The following is a 26,290-nucleotide window of genomic DNA, read 5'->3' as shown; positions in this document are numbered from 1 at the left end:
TGGCCATAATTGGTTATTTTTGAATCTTATTTTTTATTAACATTTATGAGCGAAGAAAAAGATTCAAAGTCAAATTATTCGGCAGATAATATACAGGTATTAGAAGGTTTAGAAGCGGTGCGTAAGCGCCCTTCAATGTATATAGGTGATACGGGTGTTAAAGGATTGCACCATTTGGTTTATGAAGTAGTAGATAACTCTATTGATGAGGCTCTGGCTGGACATGCCAATACGATTACGGTAAATATTCTTAAAGATAATTCTATCAGAGTTGAGGATAACGGTCGTGGTATTCCAACAGGGATCATGCAAAAAGAACAAAAATCGGCGCTTGAAGTTGTAATGACTGTACTGCATGCCGGTGGTAAGTTCGATAAAGACACTTATAAAGTTTCCGGTGGATTGCACGGTGTAGGGGTAAGTTGCGTAAACGCACTATCTATACACTTGAAAGCAGAAGTACACCGCGAAGGAAAAATCTGGGTACAGGAATACCGTGAAGGTAAACCACAGTACGATGTAAAAACTGTTGGTGAAACTGAAAAAAGAGGTACTGTAATCACTTTTACACCAGATGACAAGATCTTTACCCAGACAACAGAATATCGTTATGATACACTGGCTTCACGTTTAAGAGAGTTATCTTTCTTAAATAAGGGGATCAGCTTAACTTTAACAGATGAGCGTGAAGTGGATGAGCAGGGTAATTTCCTGACTGAACTTTTCCTTTCTGAAGGTGGTTTAAAGGAATTTGTTCAGTTTTTAGACGGAGGTCGTCCTTCCCTGATTGCTGAGCCTATTTATGTAGAGGGAATCAAAAATGGTATTCCGGTAGAGCTTGCTTTGCAGTACAATGACAGCTATGCTGAAAATGTACACTCTTATGTAAATAATATCAATACGCATGAAGGTGGTACACACATTGCCGGTTTCAGAAGAGGTTTAACCCGTACTTTGAAAGCATACGCTGACAAGTCAGGTTTACTTAAAAACGTTAAATTTGAGATTACCGGTGATGACTTTCGTGAAGGTCTGACTGCTGTAATTTCAGTAAAAGTACAAGAGCCGCAATTTGAGGGGCAGACCAAAACCAAATTAGGTAACACTGAGGTTATGGGAGCTGTAGATATTGCAGTTGGTGAAGCATTAGGTATCTACCTGGAAGAATATCCAAGAGAAGCTAAAATGATCGTCAACAAGGTTATTCTTGCAGCTACAGCACGTGCAGCAGCGCGTAAAGCACGTGAGATGGTTCAGCGTAAGAGCGTAATGGGCGGATCTGGCTTACCAGGTAAACTAGCCGATTGCTCAGACAGTGATCCTGAAAAATGTGAATTATACCTTGTCGAGGGAGATTCGGCGGGTGGAACTGCAAAACAGGGCCGTGACCGTAACTTCCAGGCTATTCTTCCATTGAAAGGTAAAATCCTGAACGTGGAAAAAGCAATGGAGCATAAAATCTATGAAAACGACGAGATCAAGAATATGTTTACTGCACTGGGTGTAAGTATAGGTACTCCTGAAGATGACAAAGCTTTGAACATTACCAAACTTCGTTACCATAAAATCGTGATCATGACGGATGCGGATATTGACGGATCACACATTACGACACTGATCCTGACTTTCTTCTTCAGATATATGAAAGCATTAATCGAAGCCGGTTATGTTTACATTGCAGCGCCACCACTTTACCTTGTTAAAAAAGGAAAAGATCAGGAATATTGCTGGAATGATCAGCAACGTGATGCAGCAGTACAACGCTTAAAAGGACAAGGTAAAGAAGAAAGCGTTCACATTCAGCGTTACAAAGGTTTGGGTGAGATGAATGCAGAACAACTTTGGGATACTACGTTAAACCCAGCGAACCGTACCTTAATGCAGGCTACAATTGAAAACGCTGCAGAGTGTGACCATACTTTCTCTATGTTAATGGGAGATGAAGTTGCGCCACGAAGAGAATTCATCGAAAGAAACGCTAAATACGCGAAGATTGACGCTTAAGCATTCAGTCTGGACATAAAAAACATAAAATAAAAAAGGGGGGGCATTGCAATGCCCCCCCTTTTTTATGGAAATAAGACGCTATTATCAGCTTATCATAGCTATGCTACAAGATATAATAGGTTTTTGAATTATGAACAGGCTCCATCGCTTTCATTTTATCTTCATGGTAATGTGCATCATTCAGCATCTGAGATAAATCTCTTTCAATAGTTCTTGAAATAGTAGTTGTAGGTGTATCCGTAGGCTTGTTCTCAAAAGGATCCTGCAAATGAATAGCCATTTTCTCAATTAATAAGAAAGCTGCTGCAATTGCGATCACTACCGGCACCTCAATGTATCCAAAGAACTCAATCAACCCAAAAGGCAGCATGATAATAAATAAGTAGATCGTCATATTGATATACTTACTATAGGTCACCGGGAATACCGTGTTTTTTATCCGTTCAGAACCACCCATACGGTCACATAAATTTGATAAAGTCCTGTCAATCTCTATCTGCTGATAAGTATTGATCCAGCCTTCTTTAACAGCGATTTTAATATCCCGGGCATGCAGTTCTAAAATAGACATCGGTATATTTTTATATCTGCTCACAAAGTCCAGCTCATCAGGTTTCATAAACTTGTCCAGTCCAAGTATCGGATTTGTATTTCTAAGCGATTGACTTAAACCATAAGCCCAGGCAATTTGTCTTTTCACAAAGCGCTCCTTAAACAACTGTATTTCTGCAGAATAATAAGGATCATCAATAAAGTACAGCACCTGTCTTGTTAATGATCTTGAATCATTGACAATTCCACCCCAGAGAATCCGTGCTTCCCACCAGCGATCATAAGCCTGATTAGACCGGAACGCCAGTAAAAGTGAGATTACTGTACCCAACAGCGCAGGTACGGCAATAGGTATAGAGATCCTGGTAAAATGAAAGTTTTCATAAAGTACTACGATACCAACGGCATACAAGGTTACTAAAATCAGATCTTTATATATTTTCCCGAAGATGTAGGTTAGCGGGACATTTTTCTTTAATAACATATAGTGTGTTTTAAATGGTCATAACTAGACAAGCTGAGCAACTTCATGCTCCAGCGCAATTGCTTTCTTTAATTTAACAGGTGCTTCATCTTCCTGAATAGCCTTAAGTATCGGGATACCAGATTTATTTAAAAATACATCAGGATTGATACTATACTTTGATATCTGACGGAAGCTATAAGTTTCAGGACAGCAGATGAAATCCACCTCATGTGCTTCAGCAAAATTTCTGAAGGCGGCCATAGTACTGCCATAAAAATACTCTACACCGATAGTGTCTATTTGAGCCTGATGTGTTTTTTTGAAATCATAACACGCCCTGTGGAAAGATTCCGGAATTTGTCCGTACTCAGTACTTCTTCTGGAAAGCATTAATAAATCAGAGATAGAATCTGTCAGTTTATAAGCATGAAAGAATAAAATCCTGATTGGCTCATCTTTGAAATTTTTCAATATGTTCTCTGATAGATAAACTGAATTTTCATTGAAATCTGTAGGAATTAAGACTGTTTTCATATTGTATCTTTTGATTAGTTATTGATACAATAGTACAGCCCATACATTACAGCCAGATAAGAGTGAGATTAGAATGAGATTAGAATTGCAAGAAACGGCAGTTAGAGAGACAGAATGACTTTATAAAGACAATATTCTGTTAAACAGGAGCTTATTTAAAAAGAGCACACGTTGATTAACGCGAACGAGGTAATAAAATGTTCATTTCAGTTCCGGATTCCTGTACAGTCTTAATCGCAATACTACCCTTATGCAAACGGATAATATTTAATGATAAAGGCAGGCCTACACCATATCCATTATAATCAGTCGTATTAGAAGCGCGGAAAAAAGGCTCAAACACATGCTGTAATTCATCCTCAGGGATGCCAATGCCCTGATCCTTCACACTAATCACAATATTAGTACGCGTAACCGATAAACCGACTTCAACCACTCTGTTATCAGAATACTTACACGCATTGTTTACGATATTAGTGACTGCCAGTTTAATCAGGTTCAGGTTCCCATTTAAATTAATACTCTCCGGGTTTTCCGGAAGCTTTGAAAAGTCTACCTGTATTTTATTTTCCGGATTGACCAGGTCAATAGAAGCCTTGACATCCCAGATCAGTTCATCCAGCCTTATTTCTTCCCAACGTTGTTTCTCCCCATCAAAACCAGACTGAGCTAAACTTAACAAACTGGTCAGTATATTTTCCAGCCTTTCGGATTCAGCCTGTATAGTTGCTAAAGATTTCTGAAGCTCAGGGTCCCGGTGACCGTCCCTGGCAATTGTCAATTCAGCTTCCCCGCTAATGATCGTTAAAGGTGTTCTTAACTCATGAGAAGCATTGCTGATAAAATTATTCTGTGTCTCGAAAGCAGTTTCCAACCTGTCCAGCATATCATTAAAAGTCTGTGAAATCTCGGCGATTTCGTCATTTCCCTTAATAGGAGGCAAGCGCTGGTGTAAATTCTCCGCACTAATCCCCTGTGCCTTTTTAATTAACTCTCTGATTGGTTTAAAAGTGAAATCAGAGAACCTTCTTCCTACAAAGTACGATAAGGCAACAGAAAGAAAGAACCCCGCAAACAGGATTTTCTGTAAATCCTTAAGTTCTCTATAGCCATAAGGATCTTTTGCAGAAATGATGACGATATAGCCATTCAGTCCATTTTTGAAGTACTTACCCGCATAAAACACGTTTGCATTCCGATAACGGGCCATTAAACCCGATTCAATATTTTTATAGAAACTTGCAGGAAGACGTACCTTTTTCTCAAAAGCCATTTTACCAGCCTTATCTGCAACAAAGACCTGTTCCTCTTCCTGAGGAAGGCGTTCCAGGTACTTTTGGCGTACTTCTCTGTACTCAAAAGTATTTGTTCCCGCCGAAGCCTTGATCTGACTCGCTATATTTACCCGCGCCTCTAATCTTTTGTAGAAATCCTCAAAAGCAAACTCATTTGCAAAATACCATACAAACCCACTCAATAAAGAGATGATAATTGCAGATAAAATGGCAAATAAGAAGGTGATACGCGTATTTAAATTCATTACAATGATTTTTCTTTTAACAAATAGCCTAAACCCACAACAGTATGCAGCAGCGTAGTGCTAAAGCCCTTGTCTATTTTCTTTCTCAGGTAATTGACATAAACATCAACCACATTCGTACCCATATTAAAATCAATATCCCAGACATTCTCCAAAATATCTATTCTGGATAAGGTCTTGTTTTTATTCCTGGCAAAAAACTGAAGCAAACGGTACTCCGTTGCCGTCAGCGTGATTTCCTGATCAGCCCTGGTCACCGTTTTACCAGAAATATTGATCTGTAAATCACCAACCGTAATGATTTCATCCGCTTGCTGAAGCCCGGCATGCCGTCTTAAAAGCATTCGGATCCTCGCACTCAGTTCGGCAATTTTGAAAGGTTTTACTAAATAATCATCAGCCCCGTTATCAAGCCCTGTAACGATATTTTCCGTACTGCTTAATGCAGTCAGCATGATAATAGGTATTTGCGGATGATTCTTCTTAATCTGTTTACACAAATCCAGGCCATTGATCCCCGGAAGCATGATATCCAGGATAATCAACGCAAAAGAATGTGCCGAAACCATTTCCAGCGCAATAAATCCATCAGGTGCTACACTCAGCTCAAAGCCCTCACTGCTTAACCCTCTTTTCAAAACTGACACCACATTAGGCTCGTCTTCAACAATAAGGAGTTTCATAAGCAGTATTTTATCTGGGCAAATTTAAGCAGATTGTGGTGGAAATTATCCTGGTTTAGAAGAAAATAGAATTTTCAGTTTTTTGTAGTTAATCTTAGCATGGTATTTCAGGAAGATATCACTGCCAAGAATAGCCACAATCCGGGGATGTCCCATCAAAACATAAGCATCATTAACAGTTTCCAGATCCAATGCTACCGCATGATAAGATTTAATAATCAGTTTACCGATTTTTAATTTTGGAATAACTGCTTGTATCGTGCTCGAAGTCGTGAACAGTGTAGTAGCATTGGTTTCTTCCTGCTCCTGACCAACCACAGCATCACTATACTGCTCAATAAAGGTCTTATTAAATACAGATCTGGAGGCCCCGGTGTCTACCACCGCCCAATGTTTTTTACCAAAAACAACGATTTCCACCAGGAGGTGGAAACCGTCATCATTTAAGTTTATTAAAGTAAGAGGGACTGTAACAGTACGCATTAAATAAGCTTCATTTCTTTAAGCACATTATTCATTGCTCTTACCGCATCAGCACTCTTATTGAAGGCTGCCTTTTCTTCCTCATTCAAGTTGTAATCTATAATTTTCTCCCAGCCATTACGACCAACAATTACAGGTACACCCAAACAAATATCGGTCTGTCCATATTCCCCATCAAGGGCAACACAGCAAGTAAACAGTTTTTTCTCATCGCGAACAATGCTCTCTACCAGTGCAGCACCAGCAGCACCAGGCGCATACCAGGCAGAAGTTCCCAATAAACCAGTTAAAGTTGCTCCACCCACCATCGTGTCGGCAGCAACTTTAGCTAACACCTCAGCAGATAAAACATCCGTTACCGGTAAACTCTGGTAAGTCGCATAACGCGTTAACGGGATCATTGTCGTATCCCCATGTCCGCCAATTACAAAGCCCTGCAAATCATTTGAATTACAGTTTAATGCTACACTCAGGTAATATTTAAACCTTGCACTATCTAAAGTACCGCCCATACCAATGATTCTGTTTTTAGGCAGTCCCAATGACTTAAGTGATAAATAAGTCATCGTATCCATTGGATTGCTGATCACGATGATGATCGCATCCGGAGAGAACTTTAATATATTTTCAGCTACACCTTTAACAATACCCGCATTGATGCCAATCAGCTCTTCGCGGGTCATTCCCGGCTTACGTGGTAAACCAGAAGTAATTACAGCAACAGCAGAACCTGCAGTCTGGCTATAATCATTAGTTACCCCGGTGATTTTTGTGTTAAAACCTAATAATGCAGCAGTCTGCATCATATCTATCGCTTTGCCTTCTGCAAAACCTTCTTTGATATCTAATAAAACTAATTCTTCAGCTAACTCTTTTCTAGCAATATTATCTGCACAAGTAGCACCAACTGCTCCTGCACCAACAACTGTTATCTTCATGGATTCAATTTTTAAATTGTAATAAAATCTTCATTAGATCTTCCTGCCCAAGTTATAAAATTTAAGGCATTATCAGAAAATTTCAACATATTCTTAGCTAAAGTTTAAAATGCTTTTTAAAACTTTATCAGACCTTCTTGGTTTTATGAGAAAGAATTTACATTTGCTTAACGTCTGTTTAGATTTGTAAATTGATTTTGACAAATGAATCTAAGCAGATATTCTTACCGTATTAATGAGGGAACGCTATGTTAGAGAATAAACCTGTTGAAAAAGTTGATATAATGTCTTACGCAGGTAAATGGTATTCACTATGCTCAATACCCACCTTTATGGACAAAAACTGGCATGAAACTACGGAGACGTATGTGATACATCCAGACGGTTATTACGCTGTTTTTACGACTTATAAATTACCACCAGATGAGGTAACCAAGTATGTCCGCTCCAAACTGATCGTGGTTCGCGGAACCAGCAATGCACAACTTAAAGCGCAGTTCGTATGGCCATTAAAAGTCGATTACTGGATCATTGAACTTGCCGCAGATTATTCTTATGTTGTAGTTGGGCATCCCAAGCTTAAACACCTTTCCATCCTTTCCCGCAAACCGGAAATGGCAGACGAACTGCTGAGTGAAATTATCGGCCGGTGCGCGCAAAAAGGTTATGACACCTCAAAGCTTGTCTCACAGGAACATAAGCCAGCTACCCCTAAGAGTCAGGCACAATCTTCCTGAAACTAACAACAATTTTATCAGGTAAATTTCAACCGCTTCTTAAAAAAACGTAATTTTGTACCTCGCTTTGTTCGAGGAATAATAACCAGAGAACAGGGATTCATAATTACCCTTCTATGTATTTAATTTTTGATACCGAAACTACAGGTCTTCCTGCCAATTATAATGCACCCGTATCCGATACAAACAATTGGCCAAGGTGTATTCAAATTGCCTGGCAGTTACACGATGCGTTAGGAAACCTGGTTGAACATCAGGACTTTCTGGTCAGGCCCGATGGATTTAACATTCCATACGATGCAGAACGTATCCACGGTATCTCTACAGAATTAGCTACAGAACGAGGTATTGATATCCGTGAGGCATTAGAGAAATTCAACATTGCCCTGTCCAAAGCTAAATTTGTAGTCGGACAGAATATTGGCTTTGACGTCAATATTATGGGCTCTGAATTTTACCGGATGGGTATCGAAAGCCCTATGGCTCAAATGCCCGTTCTGGATACCTGTACAGAAGTTACCGCCAACTTATTAAAGATTCCAGGTGGTAGAGGAGGCAGGTTCAAACTGCCAACGCTAACCGAATTACACAGTTACTTATTTGGCGTTCCATTTGCAGAAGCACACAACGCAACAGCAGATGTGGAAGCGACTACGCGATGTTTCCTTCAATTAGTTAAAATGGAGGTATTTACCCCCGAACAGCTTCAAGCTGATCAGGAGTATATCCGTTCCTTTATCGCCAGTCAGCCAGCAGTAATACCAAGTGCAGGCATTCAGCACATTAACCTTAAAGCGGCCTCTGATGAAATCAGGAAAAGACAAGCCAAAGCAGAAGGCCCTGGCTTATCAAAACAAGACTTAAAAGACAACCAGCAAGAACTTAAAGACGCAACATTTGTTCACCTGCACAACCATACGCAGTTTTCGGTCTTGCAGTCTACCATAAATATTCCAGGTCTGATCGCAGCAGCAGCAGCAGATAAAATGCCTGCCGTGGCCATGACCGATCACGCCAATATGATGGGTGCCTTTCACTTTGTGAACCAGGTACTAAACCATAATAAAGGCGTGGAAGCCAGAAATAATGCTGCCATAGAAAAAGGAGAAGAGCCCGCAGAAGTACCCATTACACCAATTGTAGGCTGCGAATTCTTTGTCTGTGAAAATCACCTTGATAAATCCCGTAAAGACAACGGATATCAAATGGTGCTGCTCGCTAAAAATAAAACAGGTTACCATAATCTGGCTAAAATGTCTTCCATCGCCTATACCAAAGGATTTTACTATATCCCGAGGATTGACAGGAATGTCATCGAACAATACAAAGAAGACATCATTGTGCTTTCTGGAAACCTGTACGGTGAAATAGCCAGTAAGATTCTGAATATGGGTGAAAACCAGGCTGAAGAAGCATTAATCTGGTGGAAATCATTATTCGGTGCAGACTTCTATATGGAGATTATGCGCCACAACCAGGATGATGAAACCGTAGTGAATAAAACGCTGATCTCCTTGGCTCAAAAACATGATATTAAGCTGATTGCGACAAACAATACCTATTACATTAATAAAAAAGATGCCAACGCACATGATATTTTATTGTGTGTAAAAGATGCAGAAAAGCAGGCAACACCAATAGGCAGGGGACGCGGATACCGTTACGGCTTACCTAACCAGGAATATTATTTCAAATCTTCGGAAGAGATGAAAAAACTGTTTGCGGATCTTCCGGAAGCAATTTTAAATATTCAGGAAATAGTAGACAAAATATCGATCTACAAGCTTGCCAGAGAAGTACTCTTACCTAAATTTGATATTCCTGAACAATTTTTAGTGCAGGAAGATGAAGATGACGCCGGGAAAAGAGGAGAAAACAAATATTTACGCCACCTTACCTTTGTAGGGGCAGAAAAAAGATACGGAGAACTCACTCCCGAAATTATAGAACGTCTGGACTTTGAGCTGCAGACGATTGAGAAAACAGGTTATCCCGGTTACTTCCTGATTGTGCAGGATTTTATCAGAGAGGCCAGGAATCTGGATGTATCTGTAGGCCCGGGCCGTGGTTCTGCTGCAGGATCCGTAGTGGCTTATTGCTTGTGGATCACCAATATCGACCCTATCAAGTATGACCTCCTTTTTGAGCGTTTCCTGAATCCTGACCGGGTATCCATGCCCGATATTGATATCGACTTTGATGACGAGGGCAGGGGCCGCGTCATGGATTACGTAATCAAAAAATATGGAGCAAACCAGGTGGCACAAATCATCACCTATGGTACCATGGCGGCTAAATCATCTATTAAAGATACAGCCCGCGTATTAGACCTGCCACTTTTTGAAGCCGATAAAATAGCCAAGCTTATCCCTAACCTGAAGCTCGCCAAAATCTTTAACCTCGATGAGAAATCACTTAGAGGAGCTTTGCGTGCAGATGAATATGAGAAAGTTGTAGAGCTGAAAGATATTGCTGACTCCAAAAGCTTAAGTGCTGAAACTATACAACAAGCCAGAATACTGGAAGGTTCGTTAAGAAATACAGGTATCCATGCCTGCGGAGTAATTATTACACCAGACGATATCACCAACTATGTGCCCGTGGCCATGGCTAAAGATTCCGATCTGTACGTAACGCAGTTTGATAACTCTGTAGTAGAAAGCGCCGGACTGTTGAAAATGGACTTTTTGGGGCTGAAAACACTGACTCTGATTAAAGATACCGTTAAACTGGTTCGCTTAAGAACCGGTATTCAGCTTGACCCCGACGAATTCCCTATCGATGACGTTAGAACCTATGAGTTGTTCCAGCGTGGAGAAACCATTGGTATCTTCCAATACGAGTCTACCGGGATGCAGAAGTACATGAAAGAATTAAAGCCTACCGTATTCGGAGATTTAATTGCCATGAATGCACTGTACCGTCCAGGGCCACTGGAGTATATCCCAAGTTTTGTCCGCAGGAAAAACGGAGAGGAAGAAATCAAGTACGATTTGGACGCCTGCGAAGAATACCTGAAAGAAACCTATGGAATTACAGTATACCAGGAACAGGTGATGCTTTTGTCACAGAAACTTGCTGGTTTTACTAAAGGTGAAGCCGACGTACTGCGTAAGGCGATGGGTAAAAAACAGAAAGAGGTACTGGATAAGATGAAACCTAAATTTGTTGCTCAGGCAGCAGAAAAAGGACATGCACCAGCTACACTGGAAAAAATATGGAAAGACTGGGAAGCATTCGCTTCTTACGCCTTCAACAAATCTCACTCCACCTGTTACGCCTGGATTGCTTACCAGACCGCTTACCTGAAAGCACATTACCCGGCAGAATATATGGCTGCGGTACTGACGAATAATATGAGTGATATTAAGCAGGTGGCCTTTTTTATGGAAGAATGTAAACAAATGGGCGTAAGAGTACTTGGCCCGGATGTAAATGAATCCATTTTAAAGTTCTCTGTAAACCCTCAGGGAGAAGTACGTTTTGGACTTTCCGGAATTAAAGGAGTAGGGGAGAAAGCCGTAGAAAGTATCATCGAAGAACGGACTAATGGCGGATTTTACAATAGTATTTATGACTTTGCCAGACGCTCCAATACCCGTACAGTAAATAAGAAAGCTTATGAGAGTTTCGTTTACAGCGGAGCCTTTGATAGCTTTGGTTTCCACCGGGCACAATTCTTTTTTGTAGGGATCAATGATAAGCTCAACGGTATCGAAAAGCTGATCAAGTATTCCAATGATTTCCAGAACAGTGAATCATCCGCACAATCTTCGCTTTTTGGCGGTACGGTTGCCGATATGATCAATGAACCTACTTTACCAGTTTCTGCAGAATGGACTTTAATCGACAGACTGAAATACGAGAAAGATGCCATCGGGATTTTCCTGAGCGGACACCCACTCGATAATTATAAATTAGAGCTGAAAGAATTCTGTCAGCACAACGTCCGTCACCTGGCCGTAGTCAATAAAATACGGATGGGAGATACAAATGAAGACGTATTGGCAGAGTTTGAACAGATAAAAAACAGGGAACTGGTAGTCGGCGGACTGGTTGTAATCTCCGCACAAAGGATGACTAAAACCGGGAAACCTTTTGGGACTATTGTTTTTGAAGATTATAACGACAGTTGTGAACTCGCTTTATTTGGAGAAGACTTCGTGAAATTCAAGCAATTTATGACCGATGGTTATTTCCTGCAAATCCGGGGCCGTGTGGGCGAACGCTTCCGTAAAGAAGGCGACTGGGAGTTTAAAATCACTTCTATAGCCCTTTTATCAGATTTAAGAGATAAACTGGCCAAATGTATCACTATACAGATTCCAATTCAGGGAATTAATGATCAGATTATTACTCAGATTCTCGCGATCATTGAAGAAAATAAAGAAAATACAGAACAACAAAACTGTCAATTGAATTTTGTTGTGTACGACCGGGAACAAAATGTTTCGCTTGATCTTCCTTCTAAGTCATTGAAGATCAATCCTGATAACGCATTTTTGGAACAGCTGAAAGAGCTAAATGTGGTGAGTTATAAGTTGAACTAATGTCATTTTGGCATTAGAAAATATGGTGGCATTACAATTGATTATATCTTTGTATAAATAAAAATAAGAAATATGGCTATAGAAATCACAGACGCTAACTTCGAGGAAGTTGTGTTGAAATCAGATAAACCCGTTTTAGTAGACTTTTGGGCAGAATGGTGTGGTCCATGTCGCATGGTAGGTCCAGTAGTAGATGAAATCTCAAAAGAATACGAAGGAAAAGCAGTAGTGGGTAAGGTAAACGTGGATAATAACCCACAGATTTCTACTCAGTTCGGTATCCGTAATATCCCTGCGTTGTTATTCTTCAAAAATGGTGAAGTAGTTGATAAACAAGTTGGTGCAGTTCCAAAATCAGTATTAGCTGGTAAATTGGATAAGCAATTGTAGTCAACCCGATATATATCAAAAAGCCGTTTCTATTTATTTAGAAACGGCTTTTGCTTTTGCGGTCGATTTTATGGGAACACTATTGAGCAAGTCAATAGTGTGTGCTGTATAATATTCTTTTTAATGTCGGCGCTTAAATTATATTTTCATTCTCTTCTATTATAGTTTCTTCTCCTTTCAGCAAATGATCACTCCAATAGCAGAAGACAGCAATCACAGACAATATGCCAATCTGGATATAAGAAATTTCAACAGGATGTGCTCTGCTCAAATCAAATAAACCCGCCTTTGCTGCAATGCAAAGTACAACAGCCAGGGTAAATAGCCATTTAAAGTTCCCAGTACTACTTGCTAGCCGGCTCAGGTGTGCTGAATTCAATGTGATAGCCCTTAATGCATTAATCAAAAGCACCAGGAAAAGGATACATAATAAAATATACTTTAATAAACCAAGCATCGGAATAGGCTTTAAGTCCACAATACCTCCCAAAAAATAGCCTGATGAAATTAATCCGCAGAGAAATAACAAGGAATAGAAGATTACAATGCCTCTTAACCATAAGCGGTGAAGAGATGGCTCAGTTTTAATCGGATTTGGGGCGATATTCATTGTGACTAGCAAGTTAAACTTCTTTTGTTAAATTTACAAAATGGGGATGCATACAGACCAGTCGGAATATCAATTTAACAGCAACCTGGAGTTACTCGCTAAACAGGTTGTAGAAGGATTTATTACTGGATTGCACAAAAGCCCATTTCATGGGTTTTCTGTTGAATTTGCTGAACACAGAGCCTATAACAATGGGGATAATGTCAGGAATATTGACTGGAAGTTATTTGCCAGAACTGATAAGCTTTATACCAAAAGATATGAAGAAGAAACTAATCTGCGCTGCCAGTTTGTAATTGATACTTCTTCCTCTATGTACTTTCCGCAAGGAGATTATACTAAACTTACTTTTTCCGTACAAGCAGTAGCCGCCCTGATTGAACTCCTCAAAAAACAGAGAGATGCCTTTGGGTTAAGCCTGTTTACAGATCAGCTGGTTTTAAACACCCCGGCAAGATCGACAACTATGCACCAGAAGTATTTATTTACACACTTAGAAGAAGCGTTGAAAGCCCCTAAGCTCAACGTAGGGACAGAATTAAGCGCCTGTTTACACCAAGTAGCAGAATCAGTTCACAAGCGCTCTATGGTTGTTATTTTTACTGATCTTTTAACTATAAACCAGGCAGACAACAATCAGGAAGACTTATTCTCCGCGCTGCAGCACTTGAAATTTAATAAGCATGAAGTTATCATTTTCAATGTAAGTGATAAAGCTAAAGAAGTAGACTTTAATTTTGAGAACAGACCTTATCAATTTGTAGATCTGGAAACAGGAGAATTCCTTAAAGCAAATGCAGCTACCGTTAAAGAAGCTTATTTGAAATCTTATGGAGATTATCGGCAGATGCTGACGTTAAAATGTGCACAATATAAAATAGACCTGATTGATGCTGATATAGCAGCAGGCTTTTCAAGCGTATTAGCCGCCTATCTGATTAAAAGGCAAAAAATGAATTAACTACTTTTTACCTTCTCTGTATCTGCTTAACAGCTCTCTTTTAAAAGTCTGTTCTGCACGGTAATATTTACCCACAGTTTTGATTGGCAGGCTGCTTTTCAGTTTATTATAATATTTGCGGTCAATATTTAAATCCTTCTGTTTAAAATTGAGCTCATTGTTGATCAGACTTTCTACCTCTGTATCTGAAAGGTTTTCAATCTCCGTACTCTTTCTGAAGCTGATCATATTTTTTCTGCGCTCCTGACGTAATTCCGATTGCTCACTTTGCATTGAATTATAAATTGGCCAGAATATTTTAGCCTCTTCCGGAGTCAACTCTAGTTTTTCTTTGAGATAAGTATTTTTATAGACTTCTATTTCCTTACTTTTTCCTTCACCTCTTTGTGCAGAAGCTAGAAAAGGAAGGCACGATAAAAGGGCAATGGCAAGTATGTGTTTCATGGTATCTTAATTATAATGCTGAGGACAGATCACTTTGAGAATAATTGTTTAGAATATAAGTTTCCAGATCCGCATTGGCGGTATTGTCATTTGATATAGCGGAATTTTTGTTGGATACAGCAGTATGATCATTTGATACATCTACATTATTTCCTTCGATATGATCAATAATATCCTGTTCATTTATATCATATAATGCCTGTTCAGTAACCAGATCAGCATTTTTGCTTTCCGCATTAAAATTTTGCTGATTCAAATAAAGCCCAAATGCAGTTACCAGGATAAAACAAGCCGCTGAAGCGTATTTAACCAGATCACTATGCCATAAACGAACTAACCTGGGCCCGCGTCTGGCAGATGGACTGATACTAATCGTTTTAGCATAAAGGCCGGCTTCAGCAAAATCTGAAGGCTGATTCTGCTCAATGTCTTTAGCTGTGGCAGCTAAGGCTACAGTTTTTGCAAGGATATTAGCCTGTAATTTCTGGAAATATAAATCAGGCGTATGGAAACCATCAGCTTTTGGGAGTTCTTGTAAACCGTTACCTGTTGCTTCGGCAAAAATAGAGTCCTGTAAAACGTTGAAATATTGATCAGGTACGATAAATCCGGACATAGGAATAGCTTCCTTAAGCTCATCAGCGTAAATTGCGCCATGAATCAACTCAGGTAAGGTACTCAAATACTCCTGTGGAACGCTGAACGGATTTCCTTTTTCAAGAGAGGCGAGATAAGGTGCCTCTTGTTTCCATTCATTGTCTTCTATATCGTGTTTCATTGTAAATAATTTAGCTATTGCAGGATGATAACATCAGGTCTTCCTGAATTTACCTGCTATATGGATGCTTAAAATCACAAAAGGTTTAAAAGGTAATGTCTTCATTTAGCATAAAAACTTCTATTTTCTTTACAGCAATGTGGAAGGAAGCTTTTAACGCACCTACAGACGTTCCCAGAATCTCAGAAATTTCTTCATACTTGAGTTCGTCGTAGTATTTCATATTAAAAATAAGCCGCTGTTTCTCTGGTAGTGTCAATAATGCCTGCTGTAACTTCATCTGGATTTTATCTCCATTGAAATAAGAAGAGGCCACCAGACTTTCAGACAATTCAGCAGAAACATCGTCCAGCGGAATATTGTTGCGCTGTTTTTTCTTATTTAAAAAGGTAATGCAATCATTTGTTGCGATCCTGTAAATCCAGGTATACAATTTAGAGTCGCTCCTGAATTTGGAAAGATTTTTCCAGACTTTGATAAAAACTTCCTGGACTAGATCATCCGCATCATCATGATCTATAACAAGGCGGCGGATATGCCAGTAAGTTTTCTCCTGGTATTTTGTGATAAGCAGGTTAAAGGCTTCATTGCGCGTGCGCTCTACAGAGAACTTCGCTATTATTTCATCATCTTCAACCTGCTTCATCGATTATTTTTTTCTTTTTATAACTTTTTGTGCTGCTTCAACAATATTAATTGTATCCAGTCCATATTTGGTCATCAATTGATCCGGTGTTCCGCTTTCGCCAAAACTATCATTCACAGCCACAAATTCTTGTGGAGAAGGAAGTTCCGTTGATAATAAGCGCGCAACACTTTCACCTAATCCACCAAATTTATTGTGCTCTTCACAAGTCACTACGCAACCTGTTTTCTTAAGCGACTTTAAGATTGCCTCTTCATCTAACGGTTTAATCGTGTGAATGTTTATAATTTCTGCATCAATACCTAAAGCAGCTAACTGCTCACCAGCTTCAATCGCTTTCCACACCATGTGTCCGGTTGCAACGATAGTCACATCAGTACCTTCGTTGACCATCCATGCTTTACCGATTTCAAATTTTTGATCAGGATCAGTAAATACAGGAATACTTGGTCTGCCGAAACGCAGATAAACAGGGCCTTCATACTCAGCGATAGCTAAAGTAGCAGCTTTAGTTTGATTATAATCACAAGGATTGATCACAACCATTCCAGGTAACATTTTCATCAAACCTATATCTTCAAGAATCTGGTGAGTTGCACCATCTTCACCTAAAGTTAAACCAGCATGAGAAGCACAGATTTTAACGTTTTTGTTAGAATAAGCAACAGACTGTCTGATCTGGTCATAAACTCTTCCGGTAGAAAAGTTTGCAAAAGTACCTGTAAAAGGGATCTTTCCACCAATAGTCATACCTGCAGCAATTCCAATCATATTTGCTTCGGCAATTCCGATCTGGATAAATCTTTCAGGAAATTCATCCGCAAAAGCATCCATTTTCAAAGAACCTTTCAGATCCGCACAAAGTGCAACCACATTCGGGTTTTTCTGACCAGCTTCATGTAAACCAGCACCAAAACCAGAACGGGTATCTTTTTTTTCTGAATATGTATATTTTTTCATGATTCTCTTATTGTTATTTAATGGTCATGAAGCTTGCATGAGCTTATGGACTAAAAATTGGTATTCGTAAGCTCATGCAGGTTTCATTATATAATATCTTTTTTATCGCCCCTTTATCTTGAACAGGACGGACGCAGTTTAATGGTTATGAATTAATAATCCCCTAATGTTTCTTTGTTCTGACTTAAAGCAGAAGCAAGTTGGTCATCATTAGGCGCAGTACCATGCCATTTATGTGAACCTACCATGAAATCTACACCATATCCCATTTGAGTACTCATTAAGTTTAAGATTGGTCTGCCTTTACCAGTAAGTGATTTAGCATATTCCAAAGCTTTAACAATATCTTCCATGTTATTTCCATTAGAAGTGATTACATGCCATCCGAAAGCTTCGAATTTAGTCTGTAAGTTCTCTAACGATAGTATTTTCTCCGTAGGACCATCAATTTGTTGTCCGTTATAATCAATTGTAGAGATCAGGTTATCAACTTTATTGTGAGGAGCGAACATAATGGCTTCCCAGTTTTGTCCTTCCTGTAACTCACCATCTCCATGTAAACTGAAGACTAAAGAATGATCCTTATTTAATTTTTTTGTTAAAGCTGCGCCGATTGCAACAGACATACCCTGACCTAAAGATCCTGAAGCAATCCTGATACCAGGTAATCCTTCATGTGTAGTCGGGTGACCCTGAACACGAGAGTTTAATTTTCTGAAAGTAGCCAGTTCGCTAACTTCGAAATAACCAGAACGGGCAAGCACGCTATAAAATACCGGAGAAATGTGACCATTAGAAAGGAAGAATAAATCTTCGCCTGCACCATCCATTTTAAAATCTGTGGAATGGTTCATGGTTTCAAAATATAAAGCTGTCAAAAACTCTGCGCAACCAAGTGATCCACCCGGGTGTCCAGACTGGCAGCCATGTACCATTCTTACAATATCTCTTCGTACCTGAGAAACAATGTCCTCTAATTCATTGATTGTATGTTTCATCTATTTATTTATTGTCTTCTTTTTGTCAGATGGAGCCTTTGATGATTAAAATATTATTTAATCCTGTCCGCTCCATTTAAATTGTTTATCTAATGATAGCAAATATAGTTTATTGCTATCATTTATTATTGAATGTAAAAGCCCTGAAATACCATTTAAATGTGATATTATGCGTTTACAGCGTTTGAAACTTTTTAAAATAAAACAGCTTCCTAATTATTTAATAACTCAAGAATTTGTGCAGTTGAATTTTTAGTATCAACTTTTTTAATGATATGTGCAATCACACCATGCTCATCAATTACAAAAGTTGTCCGGTTAGTACCCATATATTTTTTACCATACATGTTCTTTTCGCCCCATACACCATAAGCTTCCACAATTTTTTTATCGGTATCAGCCAGTAAGGTAAAAGGAAGACTATGTTTAGCCGCGAATTTCTGATGTGATTTTTCATCATCAACACTTACACCCAGTACTACAATATCTTTCGCTTTTAATCCCTGGTAATTATCCCTGAAATCACAAGCCTCAGCTGTACAACCAGGAGTATCATCTTTCGGGTAAAAATATAAAACCACTTTTTTACCTGTAAACTGATCCAGAGAGACTGTATTTCCATCCTGATCCGCTGCGGTAAACTCAGGGGCTTTCTGACCTTCTTTTAATTCACTCATAATTATTTTATAAAATTAATTGAATACGTTTTACTGTTTCCTTTCATGTCTTCCACAACCAATTTAAACTGATGTTTTCCAGCTGCAGTGCGCTCATCAAAAGAATGCCATAAGGTAGCAGTTTTGGTGTCAAATTCCATCAAAACCCAATTGCCATCAATATAGCCATTAAAGCTTTTAATACCTGAAAGGTTATCACGTATTTTGAAAACCATTTTAGCTATGCCCGCCATGTTTTTGCCATCGGCAATGTTAACCGGGACAATTGTTGGAGGTATGGTATCGACAGCAATGTAGAAACTGCCGAAATTACGAGGAGTTGCCTTCACGTAACCATTCTCAAAAACTCCGCCTTGCGATGCACCACTAGCGCTGACAATCAAGGCTTTATCTTTCAAGGCGCCTAAACGGGGATCAGCCTTGATCCATAAATCAAAACCAATATGCAAAGGAGTCAGGTTATTGTGAATTTGATAAACCGGAGAATAAGCACCTCTGGCTGGCTCTGGTTTAACCTTATAAACTAAATTGAAATCATTGTATAAAGTTCCTTTCGGTAAAACTACTTTCACACCATCTGCTGCAAACTCATTCTCTTTCGCATAAAAGAAAGGGATACCATCTGGCTGGTCCGGTGTCGAAATTACTGTCTGTCCATCCGATTTTACACTAAATGGCAAAATACTTTTATTGCCTTTCGCATCCGTCACAATATATTTCAGCTCATGGACCTGCTGATCCTTAAACTCAATCCGGCCACTATTGACCAGGTTGCTATAGATCTGCAAAGGATTTCCCGGGTCTGCAAAACTTTTCTGAATACTCCTTTTGGTCGTCATAAAAGCCGGATAATCAATATGCGAATTAATCGCTTTGCTATTTTCAAAAGCAAACTTCTCTAAAGAAGACGTGAAAACAGTTTTTCCGTCCACTTCCAGCTCAATAGAATATACGCCATTAATTCCTGAAGCTCCATTATGTCTGTCTGTAGCAGTAATTCCGAATCCAACCTCACCACTGATATTCAATGGTCCGGCTTTACCTAAACTATACTTTCCTGCCCCACCAGTTACCTGGAAAAAAGTTTTAGGTGTATATTCATTAAAAGGTTTCTTATTCAGCTTATACAGGTATAAAGCATAAATAACCGGTGGAATATTATCCGGAATCTGAATCCCGAAAAGCTGTGGATTAATCGTGTTTTCTGTTTTAGAATCCCTGATCTCAAAGTGAAGGTGCGGGCCTCCGGAGCTACCTCTGTTTCCTGAATAAGCGATCACATCGCCTTTATGTACGGGAAATGATTCTGCCGCAGGAAACTCGTCCAGTTCAAAAGTCTTTTTCTGATATTGTAAAGCTTTTACCGCTTCTGCAATTTTAGGTGCAAAACGGGATATATGGCCATAAACAGAAGTATATCCATTTGGATGCACCAGATATATAGCCTGGCCAAATCCACTGTTCTGAACTCTCATTCTGGAAACATAACCATCAGCAATGGCATGAACAGGATAGCCTTCACGCTGATTGGTGCGGAAATCTATACCTGAGTGGAAGTGATTCCCTCTTAGCTCACCAAAAGAACCTGCCAATGCCGGAGGGACGATATCAAGCGGCGTACGGAAATCTACCAGTGGATATTTATTGTTACTGAAAATTTGTTGAGCCTGCGTGCTGATTGCAAATACAGCCAGAACAAACAGGAATATACTTTTTTTAATCATTAAACTTATTTTATGTCGAAATTCAGAAATTGTTCCTTGCCCATCCATGCTTCCAGTTTGTCGCCGGGATGAACCTGGCCAACACCTTCAGGAGTTCCTGTGAAAATCAAATCTCCTTTTTTCAGCGTGATGTATTGAGAAACGAAAGCTATAATTTTATCAAAAGAGAACAGGATATTTTCTGTATTTCCATTTTGACGGCTTTCTCCATTTACTTTCAGTTCAAACGGTATCGCATTGATATCTGCAAGCTCAGTTTTTTGGATAAAATGACTTACTGCAGCCGAATTGTCGAAAGCTTTAGCCAGTTCCCAGGGTAATCCTTTTTCTTTCAATGCAGATTGAAGATCGCGCGCTGTGAAATCAATACCTAAACCAATTTCATCATAATAATTCGCTGCGAATTTCTCTGCAATATGTTTTCCTTCTTTATTGATTTTCAAAACAACTTCCAGTTCATAATGTACATCCGAAGAAAATTCAGGAATATAAAAAGGTTTATTGTCTTTAAGTACAGCTGTTTCCGGCTTCATAAAGATCACAGGACTTGATGGGAGAGGGTTATTTAATTCTTTAGCGTGTGCAGCGTAGTTACGGCCAATAGCAATTATCTTCATTCTGTTCAGGTATATAAAAAACGTCTGTTATCTTCACATGCAGTTAGCATGATGCGTAAAAGTAAATTATATCCGGTAAAAAAAAGATTGATGCAGTAAATTAGCTGAGTTTAAACGGGTATTCCAGCTTATAGAATAGAAATACGTTTCACGACAGTCTCTGAGCCAGCAACAAAACGCAGGAAATATATCCCGCTGTTCAACCGGTTAGGAATGGTAAATGTTTTAGTTTGCTCCCCTGCAGACAGGCGCTCATTAGATAAGGTTACAACTTCATTGCCTAACAAGTCCATGATCTTAATAGAAAGATTAGACTCCCGTTCCAAACGGATGGTCAGATTAATCTGGTCATCAACCGGGTTAGGATAGACTTTAAGTACCGAAAGAATTTTATCTGGTCTGCCGCTGCCCGATCTGCCATGCGAAAGAAGACTGTTATAAGGGTTTAAAGACGAACCAGGCAGGTAACTTGGCTTGTAAGAAGGAACATCGCCTCTGATTTGAGGGGTCCTGACGATTCTTTTGTATTTGGTATTTGTACCGATACTATCTGAACGCTGGGCAAAAACTGTTGATCCACAGCAAACACTGATGCAAAAAATGCAAATTATGTAAATCAGTGAGACCGTTTTAGTTTTTATATTCATCTATTGCAACAAAAGTAATGAATAATTCTACACAATAATTAATCTTTTTGCACTCAGTACAATATTTAACACATTTTAACAGTTGTTCGTTATTTAATCGTAATGATAGTGCTTTTTTTGGATAAAATAGCCGTTATTTAATCGGATAGATTTATTTTTAAAGTTATTGTTAAATTTTATATATTGGGCCCAGGTTTTATTCCTTAAATGGCTGTGAAATACTGTAAATACCAGTGTTAATTTCTATTCCTGATTATTATTTGCATCAAAATTACGTTGCTAAAAAAGATATTTCTTTTTATTCAGACTGATCACCTGGAAGAAAAGGCTGAATAGTATCCTTTTTATACAAAGTAGTAAGCTAAAATGACATGAAGTTGCACGCTGGATTATTGTTATACATCATTGCGCATTCGTCTTTCCAGTTACCAGCCAAATAGAACTTAAAAGTCTGTCTGGTCTGGGAGATGAGGGATTAAAATCTGCTAAACCTAATCTTATGAAAAAAAAATGTTTACTCTTAGGTCTGGGCATAATTGCCGGGACGCTCACTTCACGTGCCCAGTTCTCTATCGGACTGGAAGGTGGTTACAATAAAAACCACATCATTACCAACATCGGCTTCAGGGCTTTTACCAAGTATGAGCCGCTTGACGGATTTAACATCGGAATACCTGTTAAATATGACCTGAACAACTGGTTTGCTATACAAGCAGACCCTCAGTACATTCAAAAGAGCTACAAAATTGTACGCAGCAGTTATTTCGAAGGAATTAACCACACGAACAAGAACAGCTACATTCAACTTCCGTTGATGGCACATTTTACATTTGGCGGTCAGAAACTGAAAGGTTTCCTGAATCTGGGTGGTTATGCCGGTTACTGGTCTTCATCCCGTATCAAAGGAACTCAGATCAACACTTTTGCTAAAGAATATGAGCTTCCTGATGGTGCACAAACCCCAAGCATCCTGGATGGTGAACCTGGCTACAGCTACGATGAGAAGTTTACTTTTGACAGCCGCCGCGACCGCAGAATCGAATTAGGTGTGCTGGCGGGAACAGGTGTAAGCTATCAGCTTAAGCCAAGGTATGAGCTTTTCGCAGAAGGAAGGTATTACCGCGGATTGACAGATCAGCAGAAAAACTACATGCTTAATCAGATTCCACGTTACAATGATACCTATGTTATTCAAGTGGGTTGTATGTACCGTCTAGGCAAATAACCGCTCCAATTTATTCATCATTATTACAATCTTATGAAATCAACCTATCTATTTTTATATAAAAATATGCTCCAGCTGATACTGGGTATCTGCCTGGTGAGCGCATTGGCTTCCTGCCGTAAAGAATCTCCTCAAATCAACGATCCTAAACGTTATATTGAAGGCAGCTTCAGTGAAGCTTTTGAGGCTTACTGGAATGGAATGAACAATAATTATATCTTTTGGGATACTGATCCTACGAACTGGGATGAGATCTACCGTAAGTACCAACCGATTTTTGCTAAAATGAATATCAATGATTCAACAGATGTCAGAAAATCCTATACCTATTTTAAAGAGATGACCTCGACATTGATTGATTCCCATTATGCATTGAGAATCAATAGTCCTTATGTTCAGGATTCAGCAGCTTATATTAGCCCATCTGATGCCAGACATCAAAAAAGCCCTGATTATCACGGAAGTATTAATCCTAACTTTTTTTACAGTACTATTCCTCCAAAATACCTGGATAAGGGATATGTGAAAGGATTTATCAATTTATCGGCTACAGATCAGTTCTTTGCTGTTGCAGGTAAAATTAAGGGCAATATCTTATATCTTCATTTTAACGAATTCAGTTTAAATGTGATCAAGGATTTGCAAACGCCTAACAATGCACAGAAAGCATTGCAATATTATTTTGATGAGGTGAAAAAACCGGAAGGTTTGAAAGGGATAATTATTGATGTGAGAAGTAATGGCGGTGGCTATCTTTCTGATTTGGATTTATTGGTAGGCGGTTTAACGGATAAGGAATTTCCAATCGGTGCTACCCGTTCAAAAATTGGAAACGGAAGATTGGATTATTCACCATGGATACCTGCAACAGTTCATCCTGGAAAAGATGCGAAGTTGTTTACAGCTCCGATTATTGTACTGGCTGATTTAAATTCGGTGAGTATGGCAGAGATGACTACTATGGCTTTAAAAGCGATGCCGGGTGGAAATGTGAAATTTGTAGGCGAACGTACCTGGGGCGGTAATGGCCCGTTGTTAAATAACAATGATTATTATAACAGTGGTCAATTCAAAACCGGGTTCTTGAGTTTGGTTTATACTTCTTCAACTGCGTTACGTTATGTAGATGGAAAGTTATATGAAGGAATTGGTTTCCCGCCAGATATCGAGGTAAAGTATAACAAAGCTGCGTTAGATGCTGGTACTGACCCGCAATTGGAGAAAGCGATCAGCTTGATTCCACAGTAAAAGATTCTGTTTAAACAAAGCGAGGCTTGTTATCACTAATAACAAGCCTCGCTTTGTTTAAAGTTAATTAGTTTACATAGTTGGTTTAAACTGACTAATATCATGGAACGTTAGGATATTGGCAGTTTCCGACATTTCTTTCTTTACTAATTCTTCATTCTCCGGGTTATAGAAATAACAGATTTCAGCATCGCCAATGTCTTTTTTATGGATAATAATTACCTTGCATAAGCTATACTTTTGTAGAAATAATCTATTCATATCTAATTGATATCTGAATCCTGCATCAGCATTTATCTTTTTTAATTCATGGTCCTCAAGTGGCTGAACTTTAAAAGTAGAAGTATCAGCTTGGTATTTTACAATATTCAAGTAGCTTTGATTTGCATCAATATTTGGAAACATCCCTTTTAAATTTTTATCAAATGCTGTTCTTACCGGAATTAATATGATCCCAATTGCAATATCTTTTTGTTTGTTTTCAATAACGCTAAACATCAAACTCATTATTTTGCGTAAGGTGGGAGAAAAACTTTGTTTTGTAGTTATTTGATTATAACCTGTAGGCATCTGAAATTTCAGATTAGTGTTAGATAAATAAGAATCAAAAGCAGGGTTGGATTGTGCATTTGCTGTTAAGGCAGAACAGCTAATAAAAATGCTTAATAGTATCAGATAAGCTGTTTTTATAGATTTTTACATTGTAATAAATATCCTTATTGAAATATTATTAGACAATATAATCTAATTACAGAAAACATAGCAGACATCATTTATCAGTTTGAAAAATTCCACATCAATGTAAACACTTTGTTTTTCCTTTCTATTTACACCGTGGCAGATGTATTTCTGGAACATTCAGTTATTGGTCTGCATGTTTTTAACACACGTTATAAGCTAGTTACTGGCTATGTTGACCAGCAGTTTGATACTGTAACTCAAACCAGGCAAATATCTTGTTTTAATATATTTCTCTTACAACCAAATTAAATGTCTATCTTGTTAGTGTATCAATTTATTATTTATGTAAATAATATAACTATTGAAATATTGGATAATGGCTCAAATGAAGGCCCTACTGGCAGATCAGGTAATAGAGTAACTTATATGCGTTTAGGAAAGCTCGTCACCAGATTAATTGGTTTGCGCATTGACAAACCCACAGTGCCTGTTTTGAGAAGCAGGCAGGTAACTGCATTGATAACGGCTTTTCTAAAACCTGTTAAAGAGTTTTTGACTATTGGATTTGAGCTCGAAGGAAAACTTACCCTTCAAACTTATTATACTGTAGCTAGCTCTTACAATAGGTTAAATGCAATCTCTGGTAGTTATCCTGATCAGCAAATAGATTTTACAAAAGTTTTATTCAGCCAGGGTAAAATGCCGCTTACACGCAATATTCTGGTAAACAGAGTTGAGAAAGGTTTAACTTTTAAATGGGATGCCAGCTTTACCCTGAAAGCCGGAAGAGTATTTCTAACAGTATTTATGTTGGGCAGGTTGTCTGGTAATTATATGAATTCCAGCGGTCATATATAAATTTCACCAATATCAATTTAAATTCAGTTATGGCAATTTTACAACAAGGCTCATTAGGCGTATTTACCGGAAAGGTCGGCGCACTGGTTATTTCTAAATGGAAGGATAAATATGTTGGTAAAAGTACACCAAAGCCATCTGCTAAAAAGGCCACGGATTTACAGCTTTCGCAACAAGCAAAGTTCAGGATAGCAGGTGAATTTATGCGTATGTTCCGGTCTGAAGTACATTTCAGTTTTCATGGGTATTTCGGAGTGATGATGCCAGTGATTTCGGTCAAACCGTGCCACTTAAAAGATCATACAATTATATAAAAAAGCTGGGATTATTCCTTTT

General features: G+C 38.7%; 26 protein-coding genes. 9 read left to right on the top strand and 17 right to left on the bottom strand.

The annotated features are described in order from the left end of the window. Nucleotides 1-45: 45 nt before the first annotated feature. Complete coding sequence (gyrB, locus tag ABIB30_RS24285) at nt 46-2,004, top strand: DNA topoisomerase (ATP-hydrolyzing) subunit B (RefSeq protein ID WP_354305627.1); 1,959 nt, start codon at nt 46-48, stop codon at nt 2,002-2,004. 106 nt (nt 2,005-2,110) lie between these two features. On the opposite strand, the gene ABIB30_RS24280 is transcribed toward gyrB, so the two are convergent. The 6 genes from ABIB30_RS24280 to mdh all read right to left on the bottom strand — a co-directional run bounded on the left by ABIB30_RS24280 (nt 2,111) and on the right by mdh (nt 7,203). Then, nucleotides 2,111-3,043 (bottom strand): bestrophin family protein, encoded by a 933-nt coding sequence (locus ABIB30_RS24280; protein ID WP_354305626.1) that lies wholly within the window; start codon nt 3,041-3,043, stop codon nt 2,111-2,113. A gap of 24 nt (nt 3,044-3,067) precedes the next feature. After that, on the bottom strand, nt 3,068-3,559 hold the full coding sequence (locus ABIB30_RS24275) for a hypothetical protein (RefSeq protein ID WP_354305624.1): 492 nt from the start codon (nt 3,557-3,559) through the stop codon (nt 3,068-3,070). A gap of 175 nt (nt 3,560-3,734) precedes the next feature. Further along, the gene (locus ABIB30_RS24270; RefSeq protein ID WP_354305622.1) at nt 3,735-5,099 is read right to left on the bottom strand and encodes a HAMP domain-containing sensor histidine kinase; all 1,365 of its coding nucleotides are present in this window, start codon (nt 5,097-5,099) and stop codon (nt 3,735-3,737) included. Next, a complete protein-coding gene (locus tag ABIB30_RS24265; protein ID WP_354305621.1) occupies nt 5,099-5,782 on the bottom strand; it encodes a response regulator transcription factor in 684 nt (227 codons plus the stop codon). The genes ABIB30_RS24270 and ABIB30_RS24265 overlap by 1 nt, the downstream gene beginning before the upstream one ends. A gap of 45 nt (nt 5,783-5,827) precedes the next feature. Continuing rightward, entirely contained in the window at nt 5,828-6,265 is a 438-nt protein-coding gene (locus tag ABIB30_RS24260) for a retropepsin-like aspartic protease (protein WP_354305619.1), read from the bottom strand. Beyond that, nucleotides 6,265-7,203: a malate dehydrogenase gene (gene mdh / locus ABIB30_RS24255; RefSeq protein ID WP_354305618.1), complete on the bottom strand. Its 939-nt coding sequence runs from the start codon at nt 7,201-7,203 to the stop codon at nt 6,265-6,267. Before mdh ends, ABIB30_RS24260 begins: the two co-directional genes overlap by 1 nt. 248 nt (nt 7,204-7,451) lie before the next feature. Here mdh and ABIB30_RS24250 point away from each other — a divergent pair, with 248 nt between their 5' ends. The 3 genes from ABIB30_RS24250 to trxA all read left to right on the top strand — a co-directional run bounded on the left by ABIB30_RS24250 (nt 7,452) and on the right by trxA (nt 12,880). Next, entirely contained in the window at nt 7,452-7,940 is a 489-nt protein-coding gene (locus ABIB30_RS24250; RefSeq protein ID WP_354305617.1) for a lipocalin family protein, read from the top strand. Between the two features lie 116 nt (nt 7,941-8,056). Then, entirely contained in the window at nt 8,057-12,490 is a 4,434-nt protein-coding gene (gene dnaE / locus ABIB30_RS24245) for a DNA polymerase III subunit alpha (protein WP_354305616.1), read from the top strand. Nucleotides 12,491-12,562: 72 nt separating this feature from the next. Beyond that, nucleotides 12,563-12,880 (top strand): thioredoxin, encoded by a 318-nt coding sequence (gene trxA / locus ABIB30_RS24240; protein WP_068403141.1) that lies wholly within the window; start codon nt 12,563-12,565, stop codon nt 12,878-12,880. A gap of 133 nt (nt 12,881-13,013) precedes the next feature. Here trxA and ABIB30_RS24235 read toward each other — a convergent pair whose 3' ends face one another. Further along, on the bottom strand, nt 13,014-13,490 hold the full coding sequence (locus tag ABIB30_RS24235) for a hypothetical protein (protein ID WP_354305615.1): 477 nt from the start codon (nt 13,488-13,490) through the stop codon (nt 13,014-13,016). 40 nt (nt 13,491-13,530) lie between these two features. Here ABIB30_RS24235 and ABIB30_RS24230 point away from each other — a divergent pair, with 40 nt between their 5' ends. Further along, complete coding sequence (locus tag ABIB30_RS24230) at nt 13,531-14,451, top strand: DUF58 domain-containing protein (RefSeq protein ID WP_354305614.1); 921 nt, start codon at nt 13,531-13,533, stop codon at nt 14,449-14,451. Here ABIB30_RS24230 and ABIB30_RS24225 read toward each other — a convergent pair whose 3' ends face one another. The 9 genes from ABIB30_RS24225 to ABIB30_RS24185 form a co-directional block, all read right to left on the bottom strand. Continuing rightward, nucleotides 14,452-14,895: a hypothetical protein gene (locus tag ABIB30_RS24225; RefSeq protein ID WP_354305613.1), complete on the bottom strand. Its 444-nt coding sequence runs from the start codon at nt 14,893-14,895 to the stop codon at nt 14,452-14,454. It abuts the gene before it with no gap. 10 nt (nt 14,896-14,905) lie between these two features. Continuing rightward, a complete protein-coding gene (locus ABIB30_RS24220; RefSeq protein ID WP_354305612.1) occupies nt 14,906-15,673 on the bottom strand; it encodes a hypothetical protein in 768 nt (255 codons plus the stop codon). Between the two features lie 85 nt (nt 15,674-15,758). After that, the gene (locus ABIB30_RS24215; protein ID WP_354305611.1) at nt 15,759-16,319 is read right to left on the bottom strand and encodes an RNA polymerase sigma factor; all 561 of its coding nucleotides are present in this window, start codon (nt 16,317-16,319) and stop codon (nt 15,759-15,761) included. Between the two features lie 3 nt (nt 16,320-16,322). Next, the gene (locus ABIB30_RS24210) at nt 16,323-17,279 is read right to left on the bottom strand and encodes a transketolase family protein (protein ID WP_183865789.1); all 957 of its coding nucleotides are present in this window, start codon (nt 17,277-17,279) and stop codon (nt 16,323-16,325) included. A 152-nt stretch (nt 17,280-17,431) separates the two neighbouring features. Further along, on the bottom strand, nt 17,432-18,277 hold the full coding sequence (locus ABIB30_RS24205; protein ID WP_068403123.1) for a transketolase: 846 nt from the start codon (nt 18,275-18,277) through the stop codon (nt 17,432-17,434). A gap of 212 nt (nt 18,278-18,489) precedes the next feature. Beyond that, complete coding sequence (bcp, locus tag ABIB30_RS24200) at nt 18,490-18,954, bottom strand: thioredoxin-dependent thiol peroxidase (protein WP_354305610.1); 465 nt, start codon at nt 18,952-18,954, stop codon at nt 18,490-18,492. 2 nt (nt 18,955-18,956) lie between these two features. Further along, the gene (locus ABIB30_RS24195) at nt 18,957-20,678 is read right to left on the bottom strand and encodes a M23 family metallopeptidase (protein ID WP_354305609.1); all 1,722 of its coding nucleotides are present in this window, start codon (nt 20,676-20,678) and stop codon (nt 18,957-18,959) included. A 5-nt stretch (nt 20,679-20,683) separates the two neighbouring features. Continuing rightward, on the bottom strand, nt 20,684-21,295 hold the full coding sequence (locus ABIB30_RS24190; protein ID WP_068403117.1) for a fumarylacetoacetate hydrolase family protein: 612 nt from the start codon (nt 21,293-21,295) through the stop codon (nt 20,684-20,686). A gap of 128 nt (nt 21,296-21,423) precedes the next feature. Beyond that, nucleotides 21,424-21,942, bottom strand: a complete 519-nt coding sequence (locus tag ABIB30_RS24185; protein ID WP_354305608.1) for a T9SS type A sorting domain-containing protein — start codon at nt 21,940-21,942, stop codon at nt 21,424-21,426. Nucleotides 21,943-22,441: 499 nt separating this feature from the next. Between ABIB30_RS24185 and ABIB30_RS24180 the strand changes: the two genes are divergently transcribed. Both ABIB30_RS24180 and ABIB30_RS24175 read left to right on the top strand, forming a co-directional pair. Then, nucleotides 22,442-23,167, top strand: coding sequence for a porin family protein (locus ABIB30_RS24180; RefSeq protein WP_354305607.1), 726 nt, complete (start codon nt 22,442-22,444; stop codon nt 23,165-23,167). A 33-nt stretch (nt 23,168-23,200) separates the two neighbouring features. After that, nucleotides 23,201-24,415 carry a S41 family peptidase gene (locus ABIB30_RS24175; protein ID WP_354305606.1) on the top strand — a complete coding sequence of 405 codons (1,215 nt, stop codon included), beginning with the start codon at nt 23,201-23,203 and terminating at the stop codon, nt 24,413-24,415. Nucleotides 24,416-24,487: 72 nt separating this feature from the next. On the opposite strand, the gene ABIB30_RS24170 is transcribed toward ABIB30_RS24175, so the two are convergent. Further along, nucleotides 24,488-24,985, bottom strand: a complete 498-nt coding sequence (locus ABIB30_RS24170) for a hypothetical protein (protein WP_354305605.1) — start codon at nt 24,983-24,985, stop codon at nt 24,488-24,490. A gap of 420 nt (nt 24,986-25,405) precedes the next feature. On the opposite strand from ABIB30_RS24170, the gene ABIB30_RS24165 reads away from it, so the two are divergent. Both ABIB30_RS24165 and ABIB30_RS24160 read left to right on the top strand, forming a co-directional pair. Further along, entirely contained in the window at nt 25,406-25,954 is a 549-nt protein-coding gene (locus ABIB30_RS24165) for a DUF6266 family protein (protein ID WP_354305604.1), read from the top strand. A 29-nt stretch (nt 25,955-25,983) separates the two neighbouring features. After that, complete coding sequence (locus ABIB30_RS24160) at nt 25,984-26,268, top strand: hypothetical protein (RefSeq protein WP_354305603.1); 285 nt, start codon at nt 25,984-25,986, stop codon at nt 26,266-26,268. Nucleotides 26,269-26,290 lie beyond the last annotated feature (22 nt).

Origin of the sequence: Pedobacter sp. UYP1, assembly GCF_040547305.1 — a bacterium.
In the GTDB taxonomy this organism is placed as follows: Bacteria; Bacteroidota; Bacteroidia; order Sphingobacteriales; family Sphingobacteriaceae; genus Pedobacter.
Note: the sequence above shows the minus strand (reverse complement) of the source record. Positions and strands in the feature narration are given on the sequence as shown.